The organism is Rubricoccus marinus (assembly GCF_002257665.1).
GTDB lineage: Bacteria > Bacteroidota > Rhodothermia > Rhodothermales > Rubricoccaceae > Rubricoccus > Rubricoccus marinus.
Genome location: NZ_MQWB01000013.1, coordinates 1 through 2,441, shown reverse-complemented (window position 1 = coordinate 2,441; position 2,441 = coordinate 1). Strand labels below are relative to the sequence as shown.

Sequence of the window (2,441 nt, the reverse complement as noted above, 5' to 3'; positions counted from 1 at the left end):
TGGGCTCTCCGAGAGCGGGAGGGAGGGGGACTCTGGGAGGGGGCGAGCCTCTCCCGTGAGGATGGGGTCGGGTCCGATCTCGAGGAGGCGGGCCGCCTGCCCGTCCGCGCCGGGCGGGACGTCGGTCGTCACGATCTCGGCAGTGAGCACCTCGGAGAGCCCGCCGTGGGCGAACCAGGGCTCGTTGAGGAGGACGAGGGCGCCGGCCGCTCGGGGGTCAGCGTCCGTCGAGGCGGCCTCCGTGAGGGGCACGATGAACCGGATGGAGGGCGGTGGGGGCGTCTGCCGGAGCCGGGAGGGCACCACGCGGTGACGCCAGGCGAAGGGGGCGTCCTCGACGCTCTCGCGCCCCGCCTCGTAGGAGGCCCGAGTCGGGGCGTCGTCCCAGAGGGGCGCGTACCGACTCGTCACCTCGACGGCGACCCGGTAGGCCTGGGCGCCGCGCGTCGGCGAGAGGTCGCGGGTGTAGAGGACCGCGCGGGGTGAGGCTCCGCAGAGCCCGAAGTCCGCGATAGCGGGGTGGGACTCGGCCCCCGAGGGCGGACGGTCCCCGAAGAGGGTGGCGTCCCAGGCGGGGTACTCGACACCGTTCCCGGGTGGCTGGAAAATCGGTTCGACGGCCTGGTCCTTTTCTAGGGGGCGGCCGTCCCACGCCCACTCTTGGACCAGCACGCGGGCGTCGTGGAGCCACCTCGCGCGGTCCCCGAGCGCCGCCCCATTGAGGGAGACGACCAGCCGCTCGGCGGGGCGCCCCCCCCCATCCCCCAGGGCGGGAGAGCCGTCGGGGTCGGTGACTAGCGTGGTTTCTCTCAGGGAAGGGAACGACTCCACGTGGAGGGCCTCGTAGAGGTCGTCCGGTGCCGGGAGGTGCGGCGTCGCCACCTCGATGAGGAGGTCTCGGGCGCCCCCGTACTCCGGAAGCCCTTTCTGAGGTGCCCCGTCGCCTGCGGGGGGACTGCGGAAGAAGCCGTGGCCGTCCCGCTGGCGGAGGGTGGGACGGAGGGACAGCCGCCAGACCGAGCCCTCGGGGGCCTGGACCTTGAGGGTCTGCCCGTCGACACGTAACGAGGCCCTCTCGTCGACCGAGATCTCACAGCCGATGGCGTCGACCTCCTCCCCCGAGAGGCCGCCCTGCATAGAGGGGAGGCGGAACGTGATGCTTTCCTGCTTGGCCGCATCCGGCACATTCTGGTCGATCCGAGTCAGGACGGCGTCGAGGCCGAGCACGAATGGGTCGCATAGGTTGTCCGGTACCCCGGTGCCCTTGACGGGCTCCCCTGTCGAGCGGCGCTTTGCGCTTTCGGCGAGCACGTGGGCAGCCTGCGACCGGGTCCGTTCCAGGGGGGGCGCTGGGTCTGCTGGGGGCGTGTCGTTCGGCCGGATCGTTTGGAGGCACTGCAGCCAGACGTCCGGGTCGACGACGGGGGGGCGGATCTCGAGCGTGAACGTCGAGGGGGCCGGGACTCGGCGGCGTCCGGCAGAGCGCCCCGCGCCGCGCCCTGGCGTCCCGGTCTGAGGAGGGCGGAGCAGAAGGAGGGGTGCGGGGCCAGCGGGATTCTTAGGGTCCTGGGACCGCTCGAGCGACCGCGCGAGGGGGAAGACCCCCTCAGGCACAGGCGGCAGCTCCAGGCGGTCACTGAGGCCGGGCCCTCGTGGCGAGCCCGGGGAGGGGGTCGAGAGACGGAGGGGGCCCACGGCGATGAGTCGCTGGTGGACGTAGTCCGCCCAGGCATCGACGGCGCCCGGCGACTCAAGCTTGTCGGGGTCGAGCCGGGTCGGCTCGTCGTCCTGGGCGATCTCGCGAGGGAGGATGCCGCCCGACCCGGTCTGGAAGGCGGCGACCTGGTACGAGGCCCCGTACGACAGCCGGGCCAGCGACCACCCCGAGGCGGACCCATACGGGTTGCGGAAGACCGGCGCGGTGTCGTCCACCCCGTCGTCCGCGTCCCCCATGCGGTCGGGTACGAGGCTCGGGGCGACGAAGCCTGCGGCCGGCGACACGGCCGAGAGGGGGTGGTTTTGGTAGGTGACGAGGGGCCGGAGGAGGCCGTTTCGGGGCACCAGTCGGATCGGGACGAGGGCTGCCTCGGTGAGCGTCCGGCCTGCCGCGTGGAGGTCCGCGAGGGTGAGGCACGAGGCGGGGGCTGGCGTGCCATTATCGGCGGGGCGGAGAAGCACGCCGAGGCCCGCGCTGGACCCGAGCGGGTCGCTCTTCGTGTCCCCGTCCGCAAGCGCGATGACGAGGCCGTCCGGCTGCGCGGTGGGGGCAGCGTCGGCCGCTGTGCTGGACGGAGCCGGCGGGAGGAGGTCGTACTCCCGGAGCAGGTCGCTCTTTTCAGTATGGCCCCGGAGAGCACCGTGGAGCCACTCAAAGAAAGCGTCGAGAGCGGGCACTTTGTCGACCAGAGGCCGCTCACGGAGGGTCGGGTCGGGGGCGGGAG

General features: G+C 72.8%; 1 protein-coding gene. It reads right to left on the bottom strand.

Annotation, left to right across the window (positions count from 1 at the left end; all coding sequences use genetic code 11):
* Nucleotides 1–2,394 (bottom strand): hypothetical protein (locus BSZ36_RS18075; protein ID WP_143536999.1); only part of this gene is annotated, 2,394 nt, incomplete at its 3' end.
* Nucleotides 2,395–2,441: the final 47 nt, after the last annotated feature.